The following is a 20,405-nucleotide window of genomic DNA, read 5'->3' on the forward strand; positions in this document are numbered from 1 at the left end:
AGGTGCTCGACGAAACGGGATAGTGCGTACTACGTAGTACACCACGAATCATGTTTCCCCTTGGCCCGGTAACTGCCCGGACTCTGCCCGGTCCATTTCTTGAACGCTCGGTGAAACGCGCTGGGCTCCTGGAACCCGGTATGCTCGGCGATCTCGGCAATGCTCAGGCACCCTTCGCGCAGCAGCTCGAAAGCCATTGCTCGACGCACCTCGTCCTTGATCTGCTGGTACGAGCGCCCTTCCCGCTCCAGCCGGCGGCGGAAGCTGCTGGCGCCAAGCCCCTGCCGCTCGGCCATGACGTTGAGGGTCGGCCACTGCCCGTAGTGGCGGGCGCGCAGGTGGCGGTAGACCTCGGCCGCCAGGCCGTTCTGGTTGCGAAAGCGAATCACCAGCCCCTGCGGCGCGCTGCGCAGGAAACCCTTCAGCGCCGCCAGGTCCTGCACCACCGGCAGGCGCAGCCAGGCGCTGTCGAACTCCACCTCGGTACGCCCGCTGCCCAGGCGCAAGTCCGGCCCCCACAGCAACGCGTCGTCCTCCTGCGCCGGCCGCGCCAGGGCCAGTTCGGTGCGGTCGATGGCGATGCGCCTTCCCGCCAGCCAGCACAACAAGCCGATCACCAGCACCAGGTAGGTTTCCTCGGCATAGACCCGGGTCAGCGGATCGGCGATGTTCGACTGCACGCTGATCACCGTGCGCGCGCCGCGCACCGTGACACTGCCGTTCAGGTCGCGCAGGAACAGGGCGAAACTGCCCAGGCACTGGCGCAGTGCCTTGCCCAGGGTGGATTCCTGGATCAGCCCGCGGCAGATCAGGGCGAAGCTGCCCAGGGGCATGCCGTGGCTGTCGAGATGGAAGAACTCGTCGTGCAGCTCGTCGATCAGCGCGAGCCACAGTTGCGCGAAAGCCTTGGCCGGCACCCGCGCCAGGGGCTCGGCCAGCACCTGCGGATCAATGCCCACCGCCCGCAGATGGGCGTCGCGTGCCTGTGGCCGCTCACGCAGGGCGTGGAGCATGGCGTTGAGGAAATACACCGCGACCGTATCGCTATCGCGCATGGCAGAAGTCCGCTGTCTATGCTGAGTGGCAAAAAATACCAGGTTGATTGAACAGATCCGGCATAGGCCACCTGAAGGCCTTTGCCTAGACTCGATCCACCCCGGGAGGGTGCGGCCGCCATTCTCGCAGAGCCACCTCCACCCCGCCACGCCTTCGCAAACGGAGCCCCCATGAGCAGCACAGAAATCTTTGTCGTCAGCGCGGTACGTTCGGCCATCGGCAGCTTCGGCGGTTCGCTCAAGGACCTGCCGCTGGCCGACCTCGCCACCCAGGTGACCCGCGCCGCCATCGAGCGTTCGGGCATCGCCGCCGAGCAGATCGGCCATGTGGTGATGGGCAATGTGATCCCCACCGAGCCACGCGACGCCTATCTGGGGCGGGTCGCGGCCATGAATGCAGGTATCCCCAAGGAAACCCCGGCCTTCAGCGTCAACCGCCTGTGCGGCTCGGGTCTGCAGGCCATCGTTTCAGCCACCCAGGGCCTGCTGCTGGGCGACAGCGACATCGCCCTGGCCGCCGGCGCCGAATCCATGAGCCGCGGCCCCTACCTGCTGCCACAGGCCCGCTGGGGCGCGCGCATGGGCGACCTGCAGGGCATCGACTACATGGTCGGCATCCTCCAGGACCCGTTCGAGCACTTCCACATGGGCATCACCGCCGAGAACGTCGCGGCGGCCCACGGCATCAGCCGCGAGATGCAGGACGAGGTCGCCCTGACCAGCCAGCGCCGTGCCGCCCGCGCCATTGCCGAGGGCCGCTTCGACGGCCAGATCGTGCCGATCGAGATCAAGACCCGCAAAGGCCCCGTGCAATTCGCCGTGGACGAGAACGTGCGCGGCGACGCCAGCGCCGAACAGCTGGCGGCCATGAAGGCGGTATTCAAGAAGGACGGCACCGTCACCGCCGGCAACGCCAGCAGCATCAACGACGGCGCCGCCGGCCTGGTCCTGGCCACCGGTGACGCCGTGCGCCGCCAGGGCCTCAAGCCACTGGCGCGGATCGTCGCCTACGCCCACGCCGGCGTGGAGCCGGCACTGATGGGCCTGGGCCCGATCCCGGCCACGCAGAAGGTGCTGGAGAAGGCCGGCCTGAAGGTCGCCGACCTGGACGTGATCGAATCCAACGAAGCCTTCGCCTCCCAGGCCTGCGCCGTTGCCCGCGCCCTGGGCTTCGACCCGGAGAAGGTCAACCCCAACGGTTCGGGCATTTCCCTCGGCCACCCGGTCGGCGCCACCGGCGCGATCATCGCCACCAAGGCCATCCATGAACTGCACCGCGTCCAGGGCCGCTACGCCCTGGACCACCATGTGCATCGGCGGCGGCCAAGGCATCGCCGTCGTCTTCGAACGCGTCTGAAAGGAGTCAGCAACATGAACATCGAACGCATCGCCGTGATCGGCGCCGGCACCATGGGCAACGGCATCGCCCAGGTGTGCGCGCTTGCCGGCTACCAGGTCCTGCTGGTGGACGTCTCCGACGCCGCGCTGGAGCGCGGCGTGGCGACCCTGGGCAAGAACCTGGAGCGCCAGGTCGGCAAGGGCACCATCGACGCCGACAAGGCCAGCGCAGCCAAGGCGCGCATCCGCACCAGCACCGACTACGCCCAGTTGGCGGACGCGCAGCTGGTGATCGAGGCGGCCACCGAGAACCTCGCCCTCAAGCAGCGCATCCTGCAGCAGGTGGCCGCCAATGTCGGTGCCGAGTGCCTGATCGCCACCAACACCTCGTCGCTGTCGGTCACCCAACTGGCGGCCAGCATCGAGCAGCCGCAGCGTTTCATCGGCGTGCACTTCTTCAACCCGGTGCCGATGATGGCGCTGGTCGAGATCATCCGGGGCCTGCAGACCAGCGATGCGACCTACGCCCAGGCGCTGCTGGTCACCGAGAAGCTCGGCAAGACCCCGATCACTGCCGGCAACCGCCCGGGCTTCGTGGTCAACCGGATCCTGGTGCCGATGATCAACGAGGCGATCTTCGTGTTCCAGGAAGGCCTGGCCAGCGCCGAGGACATCGACACCGGCATGCGCCTGGGCTGCAACCAGCCGATCGGCCCGCTGGCCCTGGCCGACCTGGTGGGCCTGGACACCTTGCTGGCGATCATGGAGGCCTTCCACGAAGGCTTCAACGACAGCAAGTACCGCCCCGCCCCACTGCTCAAGGAGATGGTTGCCGCCGGTTACCTCGGGCGCAAGAGCGGCCGCGGCTTCTTCACCTACTAGAGGAGCCGCGTGATGCCCCCGGTCAACGCGGCGCTGCGCTGCGCCAACTTCGAGGAGCGGCGTGACCGGGCCATGGCCCTGTTCGCCGAAAAAGGCTTCGGCCAGGTCAGCATGCGTGAGCTGGCGGCGCACGTGGGCTTGACCGCGGGCTCGCTGTACCACCATTTCCCCAGCAAGCAGGACCTGTTGTATGACTTGATCGAGGAGTTGTACGAGGAGTTGCAGGCCACCCTGGACCTGGGCCGTCGGGCGCGGGCCCAGGGCCGGCCAGTGCTGGCTTGCCTGATTGCCGCGCACTGGCAGTTGCATGCGGAGCGGCCTTTGCAGTTTCGTCTGGCCGAGCGGGATGTCTGCTGCCTGACCGGGGAGCAGCAGGCGCGGCTGGCGGGCCTGCGGGAGCGCTATGAAACCGGGCTCCTGCGGTTGATTGCGCCACAGGCGCGGTTGGGGGCCGAGGTCCTGGCGGCTACCGGGCATGTGCTGGCGACGCTGTTGAACCAGTTGCCTGGGATGTTGCGGGGGAAGGGGCTGGGTGAGGCGGAGGGGGTTGGGTTGATGGAGCGTTTGGTGGGGGGGGCTGTGGAGAGGGCTTTGGGGTAGGGTTCTGGTTCTCTGGTTCTCTGGTTCTCTGGTTCTCTGGTTCTCTGGTTCTCTGGTTCTCTGGTTCTCTGGTGATTGTTTTGGTTTTTTTATACGCATTCGTAGGTGATGTCGACATTTAGTCACCTTTTCGCCTTTACGGCGACCTACTTTTCTCTAGGGAAAAGTAGGCAAAACCGTTCCGCTCCGTTCATCCGGCCCCTGCGCTTCGCTCCGGGGTTCCCTCGCTCCGTTCTTGCTCCCGGGAGGACCGCGCTGAACGCCCCATCCTGGGGCGCAGCGCTTGACGGGCATCCATGCCCGTCACCTCCCTCCGCAAGAACTCCGCTCGGCCTCCTGAAGTCGCAATTGGTGGTGCCTGGACTATCGCGCGCTTAGAAGCAAGAGCAAGAGCAAGAGCAAGAAATTCGAAGTTGGTTGTTTGACAGTTAATTATGTACTGGCTGTTCCGACCTTTTCGCGGGGCAAGCCCGCTCCTACAGGGTTATATATAACGACGACTATTGCGCGGGAGCGGGCTTGCCCCGCGAAACGATCGAGAGATTAATTAATCTCCAACTAGCGACAACTGCGCCAGTCTAGGCGCCGCTCGTAACTTCGCGACTTCAGGAGGCCGAACGCAGGACTTGCGGAGGGAGGTGACGGGCATGGATGCCCGTCAAGCGCTGGGGCCCAGGATGGGCCCTGCAGCGCGGTCCTCCCGGGAGCAAGGCCGGAGTGAGGGAACCCCGGAGCGAAGCGTAGGGGCCGGATGAATGGAGCGAGGATTTTTTGGTGACTTTTTGATCCTTCAAAAAGTTACCCGCCGTAAGGGCGGAAAGGTGAATAAGCGTCGACATCACAAATGAATGCGCCTACAACTTACAAAACAATCAAAAAACCAAAAAAACCAACCCTACTCCACTACCAAATCCCGCCCAACATCCCACCCTCCCCCAAGCGCCGCAATCAACTGCACACTCGCCACCAACCGCCCCTGCAACAACGTCAACACACTCCGCTCGTTGCTGAGCGCCGTCGTCTGCACATTGACCACATCCAGATACCCGATCAACCCCGCCTTGTACTGATTCTCGGTCAACCGCAACGACTCCCGCGCCGCGTCCAGCGCTTCCTGCCGCACCACCGCCTCGTCCCCGTACACCTTGAGCTGCACCAGGTAGTTCTCGACCTCCTTGAACCCGTCGAGCACCGTCTGCCGATACTGCGCCACGGTCTGGTCGTACACCGCCACCGTCCGGTCGACCTCGGCACTGCGCTTGCCGGCGTCAAACAGCGTCAGCGCCAGTTGCGGCCCGACCGACCAGTAACGGTTGGGCAACTCGATCCAGTTGTTGAAGCTGCTGCTGGAGTACCCCCCGTTCATGCTCAGCGACAAATCCGGGAAATACGCCGCCCGCGACACGCCGATGTTCGAGTTGGCCGCCATCACCTTGCGCTCGGCCGAGGCAATGTCGGGACGCCGCTCGAGCAACTGCGACGGCAGCGACAGCGGCACCTGCGGCAACACCGGAATATCGTTGCTCGCCGCCAGGGCAAAATCAGCCGGCGCCTTGCCCATCAACACGGCGATGGCGTTCTCGTACTGCGCCCGCTGCCAGGCCAGGTCGATCAGGTCGGCCTGGGTGCTCTTGAGCTGGGTACGCGCCTGGGCCACGGCATCCGGCCCGGCAACCCCGGCACGGTACTGGTTCTCGTTCATCTTCAACGACCGCTCATAAGTTGCGACCGTGGCTTCAAGCAGGCGCTTCTGCGCGTCGATCACCCGCAGTTGCAGGTAGTTCTGCACCAGTTCCGATTGCTGGCTCAGGCGAATGGCCGCCATGTCGGCCAGGCTGGCCTCGGCGCTGGATTCGTTGGCGTTCATGGTTTCACGCAACTTGCCCCACAGGTCGATCTCCCAGCTCACCCCGAGCTGCGCGTTGTAGGTGTCGCGGATGCCACTGCTGTTGTTCGACAGGCTGGAGCTGGAACTGCCGGTGCCCTGGGCTGAACGGTTCTTGCTGGTGGTCAGGTTCAGCGAAGGGAACAGCGAGGCACGGCTGCTGCGCACCAGCGCCTGGGCCTGGCGGTACTGCGCCTCGTACTGCGCCACCGTCTGGTTGCTGCGATTGAGCTCCTCCACCAGGGCGTCAAGCTGCTTGTCGCCATAGATCTCCCACCACGCCCCGCGGGCGATGGCGTCGGACGGATTGGCCTGGGTCCAGCCTTCGGCCTGCTTGAACTGCGCCGGGGTGCTGATTTCCGGGCGCTGGTAGTCCGGGCTCAGGGTACAGGCGCTGAGCATGGCCACGCACAACCCGGCGCTGACCAGGCGCGAACCGCGCCCGTGGGTCAGCCGCTTGAGGGCACGGTGGATTCGGGTGTGGGCAAAGTTCATAGCGGGGTATCCAGGGCAGCGTCGGTGCGCACGCCGCGCCAGCGGTTGAACCGGTGGCGCAGGCGATCGAGGTACAGGTAGACCACGGGCGTGGTGTAGAGGGTGAGAATCTGGCTGAACACCAGGCCGCCGATGATGGTCAGGCCCAGCGGCTGGCGCATCTCGGCGCCCTCGGCGCGGCTGAGCAGCAACGGCAGCGCGCCGAGGATCGCCGCCAGGGTGGTCATCAGGATCGGCCGCAGGCGCAGCAGGCAGGCGCGGCGGATCGACTCCTCCGGCGATAGGCCGTCGTGGCGCTCCAACTGCAGCGCCAGGTCGATCATCAAGATGGCGTTCTTCTTCACCACGCCGATCAGCAGGAACAGCCCGAGCAACGAGATCAGGCTGAACTCGCCATCGGTCAGGTACAGCGCCAGCAAGGCGCCGACACCGGCCGAGGGCAGCGTGGAGAGGATCGTCAGCGGGTGGATGTAGCTCTCGTAGAGGATGCCCAGCACCAGGTACACCAGCACCAGGGCGCCGAGGATCATCAGCGGCTGGCCTTCGGTGGTCTTGGTGAAGGCGTCGGCGTCGCCGCCGAGCTTGGCGATCACCGACTCGGGCAGGCCGAGCTTGGCCACCGCGCGTTCCAGCGCGGCCATGGCCTGGTCGGGGCTGTAACCTTCGGCGACGTCGAACGAGATGTCCTCGGAGGCGAACTGCCCTTCGTGGCTGACGCGGTCGTTGGCCAGGCTGTTCTCGTAGCGGGCGAAGGTGGACAGCGGCACCCGGGCGCCGTCGGCAGTGATCACCTGCACCTGCTCCAGGGTGCTCGGGTCCCAGGCGTATTTCGGGTTGATCTCCAGCACCACCTGGTACTGGTTGAGGCTGTCATAGATGGTCGAGATCTGCCGCTGGCTGTAGGCGTTGTTCAGCACCGCAGTGACCATGTCCATATCGATGCCCAGGCGCTTGGCCTGGTCACGGTCGACCACCAGGGTCACCTGCTGGGTGCCGGCGCCGTCGCGGGCGTCGATGGCGGTCAGCTCGGGCAGCTTGCGCAGCTCGGCGGCCACCTTCGGGAACCACTCGCGCAGGGCCGCCAGGTCGCCGCTCTGCAGGGTGTAAAGGTACTGCGAGGTGCTCTGGTCTCGACCGCCACCGCCCAGTTGCAGGTCCTGGTCGGCCATCAGGTACAGACGCCCGCCGGGGATCTTCGGCAGGTCCTTGCGCAGGCGGTCGATCACCTTCTGCGCGTTCTCCTTGCGCTCGGCGATCGGTTTGAGGCGCACCAGCACGAAGGCGTTGTTGGTGCCGCTGTTGCCGCCGATGAAACCGGCGACGCTCTCCACCGCAGGGTCCTTGAGCAGGGCGCGGCGATAGATCTCCATCTTCGGCTGCATCACGGTGAACGACAGGCCGTCGTCGCCACGGATAAAGCCTTGCAACTGGCCGGTATCCTGCTGCGGCATCAGGGTCTTGGGCACCACCACGTACAGGGCGATGTTCAGCCCGATGGTGGCCAGCAGGCTGAGCAGGGTCAGGCGCTTGTGGCGCAGCGCCCAGCCCAGGCTCTTGTCGTAGCCGGCGACCATGCGCTGGTGGATGCGGTCGCTCCAGCGTTGCAGGCGGGTCTGCTGCTGCGGGCCGTGGACCTTGAGCCAGCGCGAGCAGAGCATCGGCGTCAGCGTCAGCGACACCACCAGCGAGACGATGATCGCCGCGGCCAGGGTGATCGAGAACTCCTTGAACAGCCCGCGCACGATACCACCCATGAACAGGATCGAGACGAACACCGCCACCAGCGAGACGTTCATCGACAGCAGGGTGAAGCCCACCTCCTGCGCGCCCTTGTAGGCGGCGCGCATGGGGTTTTCGCCGTTCTCGATATGCCGCGAAATGTTCTCCAGCACCACGATGGCGTCGTCCACCACCAGGCCGGTGGCGAGAATCAGCGCCATCAGCGACAGGTTGTTCAGCGAGAACCCGCACAGGTACATGACCGCGAAGGTGCCCACCAGCGACACCGGCACCGCCAGGCTCGGGATCAGCGAGGCGCGCAGGTTGCCGAGAAACAGATAGACCACCAGGATCACCAGCACCACGGCGATCAGCAGGGTGTGCTCGGCCTCCTTCAGGGTGGCCTTGATCACCGGCGAGCGGTCCATGGCCACGTTGAGCTTGACGCTGGCCGGCAGCAGCGACTGCAAGGCCGGCAGCTCGGCCTTGATCTGCTCGACGGTCTGGATGATGTTGGCGTTGGTCTGGCGGTTGACCACCAGCAGCACCGCGCTCTCGTCGTTGAAGAAACCGCTGTTGTAGCGGTTCTCCACGCCATCGCTGACCTTGGCCACGTCGGACAGGCGCAGGATCGCGCCGTTCTGCTGGCGGATCACCAGCGGCTTGTAGTCCTCGGCGGTCTCCAACTGGTCGTTGGCGCGCACCTGCCAGTTGCGCTCATGGTCTTCGACGAAGCCCATGGGCCGGCGCTGGTTGGCGTTGGCCACCGCATTGCGCACGTCGTCCAGGGACAGGCCGTACTGGTTGAGCAGCTGCGGTTCCAGCTCGATGCGCACCGCCGGCAGCGAGCTGCCGCCGATCTGCACCTCCCCTACCCCGCTGACCTGCGCCAGGCTCTGGGACAGGATGGTGTCGGCCAGGTCGTAGAGCTTGCCCTTGGACAGCACCTCCGAGGTCAGCGACAGCACCATGATCGGCGCCTGGGACGGGTTGATCTTCTTGTAGGTGGGCATGCTGCGCATGCCGCTGGGCAGCAGGTTGCGGGTGGCGTTGATCGCCGCCTGCACCTCGCGCGCCGCGCCGTCGATGTCGCGGCCCAGCTCGAAGCCGATGATCACCCGGGTCGAGCCCTGGTTGGAGCTGCTGGTCAGGGTGGTGACGCCGGCGATGGCGCCAAGCTTGCGCTCCAGCGGCGTGGCCACGGTGGAGGCCATGACCTCCGGGCTGGCGCCGGGCAGGCTGGCCTGCACCACGATCACCGGGAAGTCCATCTGCGGCAGCGGCGACACCGGCAGCAGGCCGAAGCTCACCCCGCCCAGCAGCATGATCGCCAGGCTCAGCAGCATGGTGGCTACCGGCCGGCGGATAAAAGGTCCGGACAGGTTCATGCTTCGGCCTGCCGCGCATCGTCAGCCGGGCGCCAGCGGCGCGCCAGGCGGTCGAAGTACAGGTAGATGACCGGCGTGGTGAACAAGGTCAGCACCTGGCTCACCAGCAGGCCGCCGACCATCACCAGGCCCAGTGGCTGGCGCAGCTCGGCGCCGGAACCTGTGGCGAGCATCAGCGGCATGGCGCCGAACAGCGCGGCCAGGGTGGTCATCAGGATCGGTCGGAAGCGCAGCAGCGCCGCCTGGTAGATCGCGTCACGTGGGCTCATGCCCTGGTGGCGCTCGGCCTCCAGGGCGAAGTCGATCATCATGATCGCGTTCTTCTTGACGATGCCGATCAGCAGGATGATGCCGATGATGGCGATCATGCCCAGGTCGTTGCCGCTCAGCAGCAGCGCCAGCAAGGCCCCCACCGCCGCCGAGGGCAGCGTGGAGAGGATGGTCACCGGGTGGATGTAGCTCTCGTAGAGCACGCCCAGCACGATGTACATGGTCACCACCGCGGCCAGGATCAGCAGCAAGGTGCTCGACAGCGAGGCCTGGAACGCCTCGGCGGCGCCCTGGAAGCGGGTCTGCACGCCGATCGGCATGCCGATGTCCTGCTGCACCTGCTCGATCACCTTGACCGCCTCGCCCAGGGACGCGCCGTGGGCCAGGTTGAACGACATCATCACCGCCGGGAACTGGCCGATGTGCGAGATCGCCAGTTGGGCCTGGCGCTGCTCGATGCGCGCCAGGGCCGACAGGCGCACCTGGCCGCCGTCGGTGGCCTTGACGTGGATCGACTCCAGGGCCTGCGGGCCGAGGCTGGCCGCGGTCTGCGACTGCAGCACCACGCGGTACTGGCTGGCCTGGGTGTAGATGGTCGAGATCTGCCGCTGGCCGAAGGCGTCATACAGCGCGTTGGTGATCTGCGCCACGGCGATCCCCAGGCGACTGGCCATATCGCGGTCGATCACCAGGAATACCTGCAGGCCCTGGTCCTGCAGATCGCTGGCCACATCCTGCAGCTCGGGACGGTCCTTGAGCGCCTGCACCAGCTTGCCGCTCCATTCGGCGAGCATGTCGGCATCCGGCGAACTGAGGCTGAACTGGTACTGGGTGCGGCTGACCCGGTCCTCGATGCTCAGGTCCTGCACCGGCTGCATGAACAGGCGGATGCCGACCAGCCTGTCGAGCTGCGGCTGCAGGCGGTTGATCACCTCGGCGGCGGTGACGTCGCGCTCGCCGTGAGGCTTGAGGTTGATCAGCAGGCGGCCGCTGTTGAGGGTGGCGTTATCGCCGTCCACGCCTATATACGAGGACAGGCTCTGTACCGCCGGGTCCTGCAGGATCACCTTGGCCAGGGATTGCTGGCGCTCGCTCATGGCGGCGAACGAGGTCGATTGCGGCGCCTCGGAGATGCCCTGGATGACCCCGGTGTCCTGGGCCGGGAAGAAGCCCTTGGGCACCATCAGGTACAGCACCACGGTCAATGCCAGGGTGGCCACGGCCACCAGCAGGGTCAGCGGCTGGCGCTCGAGCACCCAGGTCAGGGTGGTGCCGTAGTGCTTGATCAGCCAGTCGATCCAGGCACCGCTGGCGCGGTAGAAGCGGCCTTGCTCCTCTTCCTTGGGTTCGCGCTTGAGCAGGCGCGCGCACATCATCGGCGTCAGGGTCAGCGACACCACCAGGGAAATCAGGATGGCCACCGCCAGGGTGATGGCGAACTCGCGGAACAGCCGCCCGACCACGTCGGCCATGAACAGCAGCGGAATCAGCACGGCGATCAGCGAGAAGGTCAGCGAGATCAGGGTGAAACCAATCTGCTTGGCGCCCTTGAGCGCGGCCTGCATGGGTGTTTCGCCCTCCTCGATGTGCCGGGAAATGTTCTCCAGCATGACGATGGCATCGTCCACCACGAAACCGGTGGCGATGGTCAGGGCCATCAAGGTGAGGTTGTTGACCGAGAAGCCGGCCAGGTACATCACCCCGAAGGTGCCGATCAGTGACAGCGGCACGGCGATGGAGGGGATGATGGTGGCGCTGAAGCGGCGCAGGAAGACGAAGGTGACCATCACCACCAGGGCGATGGCGAACAACAGCTCGTGCTGCACGTCGCGCACGGCGGCGCGGATGGTCTGGGTGCGGTCGGTGAGCACGCTGACATCCAGGCCCGCCGGCAGGTTGTCGGTGATCGACGGCAGCAGTTCCTTGATCCGGTCGACCACCTCGATGACGTTGGCGCCGGGCTGGCGCTGGATGTTCAGCAGCACCGCCTCGTTCTGGTTGGCCCAGGCGGCCAGCCGTTCGTTCTCGGCGCCGTCGACGATCTCGGCGACGTCCTTCAGGCGCAGCGGCGCGCCATTGCTGTACTTGAGGATGAGGTTGGCGTATTCCTCGGGCGAGCGCAGCTGGTCGTTGGCGTCGAGCATCGACACCCGGGTCGGGCCATCGAAGTTGCCCTTGGGCTGGTTGACGTTGGAGGCGCCGATCAGGGTGCGCACGTCGTCCAGATTGAGGCCGTTGGCGGCCAGGGCGTCGACGTTGACCTTGATCCGCACGGCCTGGCGCTGGCCGCCGGCGATGCTGACCATGCCGACACCGCTGATCTGGGCGATCTTCTGCGCCACGCGGGTATCGACCAGGTCGTTGAGCTTGGGCAGCGGCATGGTCTTCGAGGAAATGGCCAGGGTCAGCACCGGGGTGTCGGCCGGGTTGACCTTGTTGTACACCGGCGGCGCCGGCAGGTCGCTGGGCAGCAGGTTGCTGGCGGCGTTGATCGCGGCCTGCACCTGCTGCTCGGCGACATCCATGTTCATGTCGAGGTTGAAGCGCAGGGTCAGTACCGAGGCGCCGCCGGAGCTGGTCGAGGCCATCTGCTCCAGGCCCGGCATCTGCCCGAACTGGCGTTCCAGCGGCGCGGTGACGGCGCTGGTCATCACCTGTGGGCTGGCGCCGGGATACAGGGTCATGACGCGGATGGTCGGGTAGTCGACCTGGGGCAAGGCCGCCACCGGCAGCAGCTTGTAGGCGATCAGGCCGGCCAGGACGATGGCCAGCATGCTCAGCGTGGTGGCGACCGGCCGCAGGATGAACAGGCGCGAGAGGTTCATGCGCCCGCCTTGGTGCCTGGTTCAGCGGCCTGGGCCGAACCCTTGGCGCCCTGCCCCTGCAGGTGCTGGCCAGGGGTGGTCGGGACCTGGGAGCTGTCCTCGACCACATCGACCTTGGTGCCTTCGCGCAGGCGGTCGGTGCCTTCCAGCACCAGGCGCTCGCCGGCGGCCAGGCCCTCGACGATCACCGTGTTCTCGCCATCGCTGGCGCCGACCTTGAGCTTGCGCACATTGATGGTGTTCTCGGCGTTGACCACGTAGGCGAAGGTACCGTCGTTGCCGAACTGGATCGCCGCGGCCGGTGCCATCACCACCTGCTTGAGGGTGTCGGCCAGCAGGCGCACGTTGACGAACTGGTTGGGGAACAGCGCATGGTCGTTGTTCTGGAAGGTGCCCTTGAACTTCAGGGTGCCGGTGGCGACGTCGATCTGGTTGTCGAGGCTGCCCAGCACGCCGGTGGACTGCAGCTTCTGATCGCCCCGGTCCCAGGCCTCGACCGGCAGGCTGGCGCCGCTGCGGTAGCGGGCCAGGACGGTGTCGAGCTGGGTTTCCGGCAAGGTGAAGGCAACACTGATCGGCTGGGTCTGGGTGATGACCACCAGCGCCGTGGTGTCGTTGGCCGCCACCAGGTTGCCCAGGTCCAGCTGGCGCAGGCCCACGCGGCCGTTGATCGGTGCGCGGATCTGGGTGAACTCGAGGTTCAGGCGAGCGTCGTTGACCTGGGCCTGGTTGGTCTTGACCAGTCCCTGGAACTGACCAACCTGGGCTTCGGCGGTGTCGAGGGTCTGCTTGGCGATGCTGTCCTCGGCGTACAGGCCTTTATAGCGAGCCAGGTCGACCTGGGCGTTCTTCAGCTGCGCCTGGTTCTGCGCCAGGGTGCCTTCGGCCTGCTGCAGGGCGATGCGATAGGAACGTGGGTCGATCTCGGCGAGCAGGTCGCCTGCCTTGACCTGCTGACCTTCCTTGAAGTGGACCTTGACCAGCTCGCCGGCGACCCGGCTGCGCACGTTGACCGTGTTGGTGGCGGTGACGGTGCCGAGGGCCTTGTAGTACAGCGGGAAGTCCCCGACACGCACGGGTTCGACCCGTACCGGCACCGCCTCGGTGGAGGCACCGAAGCCCGGTCGCCCGCCCTTGCCCGGTCGGTGCCCGGCGTCCTCCTTATGGACGGTCGCCGCGGGCCACAGCCACCAGGCCAGCAGGGCCACCAGCAGCAGGATCAGCAGGCCGAACAGCCAGCGACGAGGGGAACGGGAATTGGAGGCTTGCATGGGTCGAACGAACCTTGTTCAGAGAAAGACGGCGTGGAGAGCGTGAACGATAAGCACTGGCATCGCTTTAGCAAAGGGGCTTTACCAGTGCTTTACCTTCGGCTGACGTTGGCAAAGGGGTGAACTTTAAATGAAAACGGCCTGGAACAGGGTCCAGGCCGTTACAGGGTGTAACCCCTGGGGGTGCTTCGCCCCTTTCGCGGCACAAGGCCGCTCCTACAGGATTCAGCGTTTTCTGTAGGAGCGGCCTTGTGCCGCGAAAGGGCCGCAGGGCGGCCCCAGCGTCACTTACTTCAGGACAGCCAGCGCCGCCTCGTAGTTCGGCTCGTCGGCGATTTCGCCCACCAGCTCGCTGTGCAGCACCTTGTCGTTTTCGTCCAGCACCACCACGGCGCGGGCGGCCAGCCCGGCCAGCGGGCCGTCGGCGATGGCCACACCGTAGTTTTCCAGGAACTCGCGGCCACGCAGGGTCGACAGGTTCTTCACGTTCTCCAGACCTTCGGCGCCGCAGAAGCGCGCCTGGGCGAACGGCAGGTCGGCGGAGATGCACAGCACCACGGTGTTGGCCAGGTCACCTGCCTTCTTGTTGAAGGTACGCACCGAGGTAGCGCAGGTCGGGGTGTCAACGCTCGGGAAGATGTTCAGCACCTTGCGCTTGCCGGCGAAGTCGGCCAGCGACTTGTTCGACAGGTCGCCAGCGACCAGGGAGAAGGCTGGTGCCGCGGCGCCTTGCTTCGGCAGTTCACCGCTGACCTTGACCGGGTTGCCTTTGAGAGTCACTTGAGCCATGGCGGAAATCCTTATACGGGGTTGGAAAAGGACTCAGAGTTAACCATGAAGGGACGCAAGTGCCTATGGGCAAAGATGAAATTGTCCTACGTTCGGGCAATTCCTGTAGACAAACGCCCGGGTGACTGGCGTCGACCCGGGCGCTTTTCCTACGTGACGGGGCTCAGGCCAGCAGGCCGTACACCACCGAGGTCAGGGCCACCAGGCCGACGACCACCACGAACAGGTTGGACAGCGCACCGCTGTACTTGCGCATCGATGGCACGCGACGGATGGCGTACATCGGCATCAGGAACAGCAGCACGGCGATGATCGGGCCGCCGAGGGATTCGATCATGCCGAGGATGCTCGGGTTGAGGGTGGCGACGATCCAGCACACCACCAGCATCAGCGCGGCGACGATGCGGTCCAGGCCCTTGGCGCCCGGGCGCATGCCGGACTTGACGATCATGCCCTTGAGGCCCTCGCTGGCACCGATGTAATGGCCCAGGAACGACTTGGCAATGGCGATGAAGGCGATCAGGGGCGCGGCGAAGGCGATGGCCGGCTGCTCGAAGTGGTTGGCCAGGTACGACAGGATCGACAGGTTCTGCGCCTTGGCCTCGGCCAGCTGGGCGCTGCTCAGGGTCAGCACGCAGCTGAACACGAAGAACAGCACCATCAGCACCATCAGCAGGTGCGCGCGACGCAGGATCTGGCCGCTGCGCTCATCGGCGTGCTCGCCGTAGCGGCGCTTCTGGTCGACGGCGAAGGCCGAGATGATCGGCGAGTGGTTGAACGAGAACACCATCACCGGGATCGCCAGCCACACGGTGTGCAGGAAGGCCGAGCCCGACGGCACCTGGGTGGCGGTGTCGAGGATGCCGCCGGTCCAGTGCGGCACCAGGTACAGGGCCAGCAGCGCCAGGGCAACGATGAACGGGTAGACCAGCAGGCTCATGACCTTGACCGTGGCCTGTTCGCCGCAGCGCACGATGGCCAGCAGGCCGAGGATCAGCACGAACGACAGGATCGCCCGCGGTGGCGGCGCGATGTGCAGCTGGTGCTCCATGAAGCTGCTGACGGTGTTGGTCAGCGCCACGCTGTAGATCAGCAGGATCGGGAAGATGGCGAAGAAGTACAGGACGGTGATCAGCGCGCCGGCGGTGATGCCGAAATGCTCCTCGACCACCTCGGTGATGTCGCCGCCCTTGCTGCCGGAGAGCACGAAGCGGGTCAGCCCGCGGTGGGCGAAGTAGGTCATGGGGAAGGCCAGCAAGGCCAGGACCAGCAGCGGCCAGAAACCGCCAAGGCCGGCGTTGATGGGCAGGAACAGGGTTCCGGCGCCGATGGCCGTGCCGAACAGGCCCAGCATCCAGGTGGTGTCTTGACGCGACCAGCTGCCGAGGGTGGCGGGGGTCGATTCTACAAAGCGTTGTTCAACGCTTGGGGCCTGCTCATTCATTCCGGGTGACGCTCCACTCGCAAGACTGCAACAGGCTGAGAATGGCGAAATAGACGATTCGCCCAACTCAACCGGGGAAGAGGGGCGCGATTGTGCATGCAAAGGTTGCACTTGGGGAAGCCCCGCCCGAGGGACGGTTGCACTTGTCTTTACAAGCAGGTTGTGCTGGAGGGGCTGCTTCGCAGCCCTTTCGCGGCACAAGGCCGCTCCTACAGAGAAACGCAACCTCCCTGTAGGAGCGGCCTTGTGCCGCGAAAGGGCCGCAGAGCGGCCCCTGGCAGGTTACCGCTGAACGGCGGCAAACGCCTCGGCCACCTGGCGCAGGTTGGCCGGACGCAGCCCGGACATGCACACCCGGCCGCTGTCGATCAGGTACACGCCGAACTCGTCACGCAGACGGCGCACCTGCTCCACGCTGAAGCCGGTGTAGCTGAACATGCCGCGCTGGCGCAGGAAGAACTGGAAGTCCTGGCCCGGCAGCAGCTCGCCGAGGAGGTCGACCAGGCCCTGGCGCATGTCGAGGATACGCTTGCGCATCACCTCCACTTCCGCCGCCCACTGGGCATTGAGCGCGGCATCGCCGAGCACGCCGGCCACCAGCTGGGCGCCGAACGCGGGCGGGCTGGAATAGTTGCGGCGCACGGTGGCCTTGAGCTGACCAAGCACGCTGGAGGCGGTGGCGGCATCGTCGCAGACCACCGACAGCCCCCCAACCCGCTCGCCGTACAGCGAGAAGATCTTCGAGAACGAGTTGCTGACCAGGCACGGCACGCCGGCACGGGCCATCTCGCGGATGGCGTAGGCGTCTTCCACCAGGCCTTCACCGAAGCCCTGGTAGGCGATGTCGAGGAACGGAATCAGCTGGCGCGCCTTGACTACCTCGACCACCTGCTGCCACTGCTGCTGGTTCAGGTCGACGCCAGTGGGGTTGTGGCAGCACGGGTGCAGCAGGACGATGCTGTTGGCCGGCAGGGTCTGCAGGGTCGCCAGCATGCCGGCGAAATCGACGCCACGGCTGGCGGTGTCGAAGTACGGGTAGCTGTGCACCTTGAAACCCGCGCCTTCGAAGATCGCCCGGTGGTTGTCCCAGGTCGGGTTGCTCACCCACACCTCGGAGCCCGGGAAGTAGCGCTTGAGGAAGTCGGCGCCGACTTTCAGCGCGCCGGAACCGCCGACGGTCTGCACGGTGGCCACGCGGCCATCGGCCACAGCCGGGTGATCTGCGCCGAACAGCAGCGCCTGGATCGCCTGGCGGTAGGCGGCCAGGCCTTCCATCGGCAGGTACAGCGAGGCTTCATGGGGCTGACCGGCCAGGCGCTTCTCCACCTCGCCCACCGCCGCCAGCTGCGGCACCACGCCGGCTTCGTCGTAGTACAGGCCGATACTCAGGTTGACCTTGTCGGCGCGCGGGTCGGCCTTGAAGGTTTCCATCAGCGAGAGGATCGGGTCGCCGGCATAGGCATCGACATGTTTGAACACAGCGTGCAGCTCCTTGGAAATCAGGACAGTTCAGGGAAGGCTCCAGCGAGGATACCCGCAGTGGGGCGTCAGGAACATCACCGATGTGCAAGGAGTCGATGCGGGGGTGCAAGGCCGGGGGTGGGCTTCAAGATATTCGACGAAGAATATGTAGCGCCTGTGAGATCGAGCGCCGCCCGCGCGGCGCATCGCGACGCAAGGCCGCTCCTACATCTATGGTTACCCCCATTTCTGCAATACTGTACTGAGATGTGCGTGAGTTTGGTTTGCGTCAATCTATACGGCGTCGTGTGGGAGGTTGGTCCCGCGCCTCGATGAAAATCGCGCCCGACGAGCCTAGATATTTGTTCGGCTTCTGAAGCCGAGTAGGAGCTCAGGTTGATCGCCAGGCCGGTATACCGTTCACGTCATCTGTGTGCAGCATCGCAAAACCAGGTGGGTTGTTACTCGTGTGTCTGCAGGGTCAAGCGTTCATGGCGCTTGACCCTGCATCAAATTCGCTGTGGTGTGCCGTGATGGCCCAGGCGATTCGGGCCAGTTTGTTGGCGATAGCGCACACCACCAGGTTGGGGTGGTGAACACGTAGCAAGCCACGTACCCAGTCCGCCAGCTTGCCGGTTTTGCGCTCCAGCCCAATCAGATAGACCCTCGCGCACTGGATCAGCAGTCGTCGCTGATTGCCGTCGCCCCGCTTGCTGATTCGCCCCAGGCAAGGTTTGCCGCCTGTCGTGTGCTGCCTGGGAACCAGGCCTATGGAGGCTGAATAATTTCGCCCACAGCGGAACTGCTTACCATCACCCAATTCCGCAGCCAGGGCGGTAGCGGTGATCGGGCCAATACAAGGTATCGACATCAAACGGGAAGCAAGATCATCGCTAACGGCCTGGCTATGCACTTCCTTGTCCAGAGCCTTGATCCGATCATCGAGATAGCGGAAGTGGGCATGTAGGTCCAGCAACAGCTTCTTGATCAACGGTGAGAAGGTACTGTCGTCCAGCAGAATGGGGAGCTCCCGGACCGCCTTGAAGGTGGGTGCCAAACTGACCCCCACCTCGAGCAAATAAGCGTGGATGCGGTTCATGGTGGCAGTACGGTCTCTGATGAAGCTGTCGCGCAGTGAATTGAGCATCGCCAGCGCCTGCTGGGCCTCGGTTTTGGGAGGCACGAAGCGCATCTGATCGCGGGTTGCCGCCTCACCGATAGCGGCAGCATCGGCAAAGTCATTCTTGTTGCTTTTCACGTAGGGGCGAACGAACTGTGCGGGAATAAGTTTGGGCGTATGACCCTGTCTCGTCACCTCTCGCGCCATGAAATGAGAGCCACCACAGGCCTCCATCGCCACCGTGCAGGGCGCAAGATTGGCAAGGTGGCGGATGAGTGACTCACGGTTGAACCTGCGGTGATAGAGCTCATGACCCCGATCATCCTGAGCGTGTACATGGAAGCTCAACTTTCCCAGGTCGATGGCGATGATGGCGACAGTGTTCATGGCGTTGCACTCCGATAGGCACCCTGTGAAAGCTTAGAGGGCTGACACAGGGTGGGGCGGGGGTAGCCATTTCATTATTTGTTGCAACGTACCGAACCTGTCAGGCCATGGTTGCCCGCCTTGGTGCATGCCTTGAGACAGGTGAGGCGCCAGTGGTGCCCACCCCGAAACCGCGTCATACCAACAAGGCGGACTCGGTAATGGCACAGGATTGACTGGCCCGAAACAGATGTAGGAGCGGCCTTGCGTCGCGATGCGCCGCGCGGGCGGCGCTGGATCTCACAGGCGCTGGATCTTTCCTGTCGAACACTTGGCGCCTCCCCCTTAGCCAGCAAAGGGTCAACTCAGCCCGCCAACCCCCGCAACTCCCCCCACTCCCGCTCACTCAACGCCACCCCTTCCCGCCCGGCCACTTCACGCTCGCGATAACGCCGCTCGCCCGGCATCCGCGTCAACCCGACTGCCTGCATCTGCTCCACCAGTTCGCGGCTGCGCAGCGCGAAGCGCTCGCCCTCGGCCTTGCTCGGGTCGATCACGATGATCAACTGCCCGGTCCAGGGGGTCTTGGCTCCTGGGTGGCCCGACCAGTCGAACTCCCAGGAGAAATTGCCTCCCGTCAGCGCCGCCGCCAGCAGCTCGACCATCATCGACAGCGCCGAGCCCTTGTGCCCGCCGAACGGCAGCAAGGCGCCGCCCTCGAGAATCGCCTTGGGGTCGCTGGTCGGCTGGCCCTCGGCATCCACGCCCATGCCCGGCGGCAACTGCTCGCCCGCCCGCGCGGCGATCTGCACATCGCCATGGGCCATGGCGCTGGTGGCCATGTCGAAGACGATCGGATCATGCCCGGCGCAAGGCGCGGCAAAAGCAATGGGGTTGGTGCCGAACAGCGGCTTGCGCGCACCGTGTGGCACCACGCAGGTCATGCTGTTGACCACGCTCAAGGCCACCAGGCCTTCGTCGGCGAACGGCTCGACATCCGGCCACAGCGCGGCGAAATGGTGCGAGTTGTGGATCGCCAGCACCGCGATGCCGGCCGCCCGGGCCTTCTCCACCAGCAGCGGCCGGGCCGCCGCCAGCGCCGGCTGGGCGAAACCACCCTTGGCATCGACCCGTACATAGCCGGATGCCAGGTCGGTCACCAACGGCTCGGCGCGGCCATCAACCCAGCCGCTGGCCAGGGTCGAGACATAACCGGGAATACGGAACACCCCATGGCTGTGGGCACCGTCGCGCTGGGCACTGGCGCAATTGTGGGCGAGCACGGCGGCCACCGCCGCGCTGCAGCCATGACGCTCGAAAATCGACTGCAGCAACGCCTGCAGCTCGGTAAAAGGCACGCGCACGACAGGGCCGGTGGAAGGTGAAGACATCTGGAGCTCCTTTCTTGGAATTGGATTCGCTACAGCGCAACTGCACAGACTTTCCCGCCAATGACAGCTATCTGTCAAATGTTGACTTGATGACAGAAAACAGCCA

Annotated in this window: 12 protein-coding genes and 1 pseudogene; 3 read left to right on the forward strand and 10 right to left on the reverse strand. The window is 65.3% G+C overall.

Going from position 1 to position 20,405, the window contains the following annotated elements; genetic code table 11:
• Positions 1–29: 29 nt before the first annotated feature.
• A complete protein-coding gene (locus tag ACZ899_RS07330) occupies positions 30–1,055 on the reverse strand; it encodes an AraC family transcriptional regulator (RefSeq protein ID WP_234560375.1) in 1,026 nt (341 codons plus the stop codon).
• A gap of 171 nt (positions 1,056–1,226) precedes the next feature.
• Here ACZ899_RS07330 and ACZ899_RS07335 point away from each other — a divergent pair.
• From ACZ899_RS07335 to ACZ899_RS07345, 3 genes and pseudogenes are all read left to right on the forward strand, one after another.
• Positions 1,227–2,412: pseudogene (locus tag ACZ899_RS07335) on the forward strand (acetyl-CoA C-acyltransferase family protein).
• Between the two features lie 14 nt (positions 2,413–2,426).
• Positions 2,427–3,275 (forward strand): 3-hydroxybutyryl-CoA dehydrogenase, encoded by an 849-nt coding sequence (locus tag ACZ899_RS07340; RefSeq protein ID WP_186715304.1) that lies wholly within the window; start codon positions 2,427–2,429, stop codon positions 3,273–3,275.
• Between the two features lie 12 nt (positions 3,276–3,287).
• Positions 3,288–3,875, forward strand: coding sequence for a TetR/AcrR family transcriptional regulator (locus tag ACZ899_RS07345; protein WP_234560376.1), 588 nt, complete (start codon positions 3,288–3,290; stop codon positions 3,873–3,875).
• An 895-nt stretch (positions 3,876–4,770) separates the two neighbouring features.
• Here the strand turns inward: ACZ899_RS07345 and ACZ899_RS07350 are convergent.
• The 9 genes from ACZ899_RS07350 to ACZ899_RS07390 all read right to left on the reverse strand — a co-directional run bounded on the left by ACZ899_RS07350 (position 4,771) and on the right by ACZ899_RS07390 (position 20,299).
• On the reverse strand, positions 4,771–6,255 hold the full coding sequence (locus ACZ899_RS07350; protein ID WP_234563037.1) for an efflux transporter outer membrane subunit: 1,485 nt from the start codon (positions 6,253–6,255) through the stop codon (positions 4,771–4,773).
• A complete protein-coding gene (locus ACZ899_RS07355; RefSeq protein WP_234563038.1) occupies positions 6,252–9,362 on the reverse strand; it encodes a multidrug efflux RND transporter permease subunit in 3,111 nt (1,036 codons plus the stop codon). The genes ACZ899_RS07350 and ACZ899_RS07355 overlap by 4 nt, the downstream gene beginning before the upstream one ends.
• On the reverse strand, positions 9,359–12,457 hold the full coding sequence (locus ACZ899_RS07360; RefSeq protein WP_234563039.1) for an MdtB/MuxB family multidrug efflux RND transporter permease subunit: 3,099 nt from the start codon (positions 12,455–12,457) through the stop codon (positions 9,359–9,361). Before ACZ899_RS07360 ends, ACZ899_RS07355 begins: the two co-directional genes overlap by 4 nt.
• Positions 12,454–13,728 carry an MdtA/MuxA family multidrug efflux RND transporter periplasmic adaptor subunit gene (locus tag ACZ899_RS07365; RefSeq protein ID WP_234563040.1) on the reverse strand — a complete coding sequence of 425 codons (1,275 nt, stop codon included), beginning with the start codon at positions 13,726–13,728 and terminating at the stop codon, positions 12,454–12,456. Before ACZ899_RS07365 ends, ACZ899_RS07360 begins: the two co-directional genes overlap by 4 nt.
• Positions 13,729–14,016: 288 nt before the next feature.
• Entirely contained in the window at positions 14,017–14,517 is a 501-nt protein-coding gene (tpx, locus tag ACZ899_RS07370; protein ID WP_234563041.1) for a thiol peroxidase, read from the reverse strand.
• Between the two features lie 163 nt (positions 14,518–14,680).
• Complete coding sequence (locus tag ACZ899_RS07375) at positions 14,681–15,961, reverse strand: serine/threonine transporter (RefSeq protein WP_234563042.1); 1,281 nt, start codon at positions 15,959–15,961, stop codon at positions 14,681–14,683.
• Positions 15,962–16,243: 282 nt separating this feature from the next.
• Positions 16,244–17,440 carry an amino acid aminotransferase gene (locus tag ACZ899_RS07380; RefSeq protein WP_203646918.1) on the reverse strand — a complete coding sequence of 399 codons (1,197 nt, stop codon included), beginning with the start codon at positions 17,438–17,440 and terminating at the stop codon, positions 16,244–16,246.
• A 463-nt stretch (positions 17,441–17,903) separates the two neighbouring features.
• The gene (locus ACZ899_RS07385) at positions 17,904–18,929 is read right to left on the reverse strand and encodes an IS110 family RNA-guided transposase (RefSeq protein WP_203646634.1); all 1,026 of its coding nucleotides are present in this window, start codon (positions 18,927–18,929) and stop codon (positions 17,904–17,906) included.
• A 344-nt stretch (positions 18,930–19,273) separates the two neighbouring features.
• Complete coding sequence (locus tag ACZ899_RS07390) at positions 19,274–20,299, reverse strand: Ldh family oxidoreductase (RefSeq protein ID WP_234561130.1); 1,026 nt, start codon at positions 20,297–20,299, stop codon at positions 19,274–19,276.
• Between the last annotated feature and the right edge of the window lie 106 nt (positions 20,300–20,405).

It is taken from the genome of Pseudomonas sp. TE31087 (assembly GCF_057284075.1).

What these genes read in the sequence shown, in the direction of transcription:
- ACZ899_RS07340 (WP_186715304.1), top strand. Translation starts at nt 2,427, where the DNA reads ATGAACATCGAACGCATCGCCGTGATCGGCGCCGGCACCATGGGCAAC.
- ACZ899_RS07350 (WP_234563037.1), bottom strand. Translation starts at nt 6,255, where the DNA reads ATGAACTTTGCCCACACCCGAATCCACCGTGCCCTCAAGCGGCTGACC.
- ACZ899_RS07330 (WP_234560375.1), bottom strand. Translation starts at nt 1,055, where the DNA reads ATGCGCGATAGCGATACGGTCGCGGTGTATTTCCTCAACGCCATGCTC.
- ACZ899_RS07355 (WP_234563038.1), bottom strand. Translation starts at nt 9,362, where the DNA reads ATGAACCTGTCCGGACCTTTTATCCGCCGGCCGGTAGCCACCATGCTG.
- ACZ899_RS07365 (WP_234563040.1), bottom strand. Translation starts at nt 13,728, where the DNA reads ATGCAAGCCTCCAATTCCCGTTCCCCTCGTCGCTGGCTGTTCGGCCTG.
- ACZ899_RS07385 (WP_203646634.1), bottom strand. Translation starts at nt 18,929, where the DNA reads ATGAACACTGTCGCCATCATCGCCATCGACCTGGGAAAGTTGAGCTTC.
- tpx (WP_234563041.1), bottom strand. Translation starts at nt 14,517, where the DNA reads ATGGCTCAAGTGACTCTCAAAGGCAACCCGGTCAAGGTCAGCGGTGAA.
- ACZ899_RS07390 (WP_234561130.1), bottom strand. Translation starts at nt 20,299, where the DNA reads ATGTCTTCACCTTCCACCGGCCCTGTCGTGCGCGTGCCTTTTACCGAG.
- ACZ899_RS07360 (WP_234563039.1), bottom strand. Translation starts at nt 12,457, where the DNA reads ATGAACCTCTCGCGCCTGTTCATCCTGCGGCCGGTCGCCACCACGCTG.
- ACZ899_RS07375 (WP_234563042.1), bottom strand. Translation starts at nt 15,961, where the DNA reads ATGAATGAGCAGGCCCCAAGCGTTGAACAACGCTTTGTAGAATCGACC.
- ACZ899_RS07345 (WP_234560376.1), top strand. Translation starts at nt 3,288, where the DNA reads ATGCCCCCGGTCAACGCGGCGCTGCGCTGCGCCAACTTCGAGGAGCGG.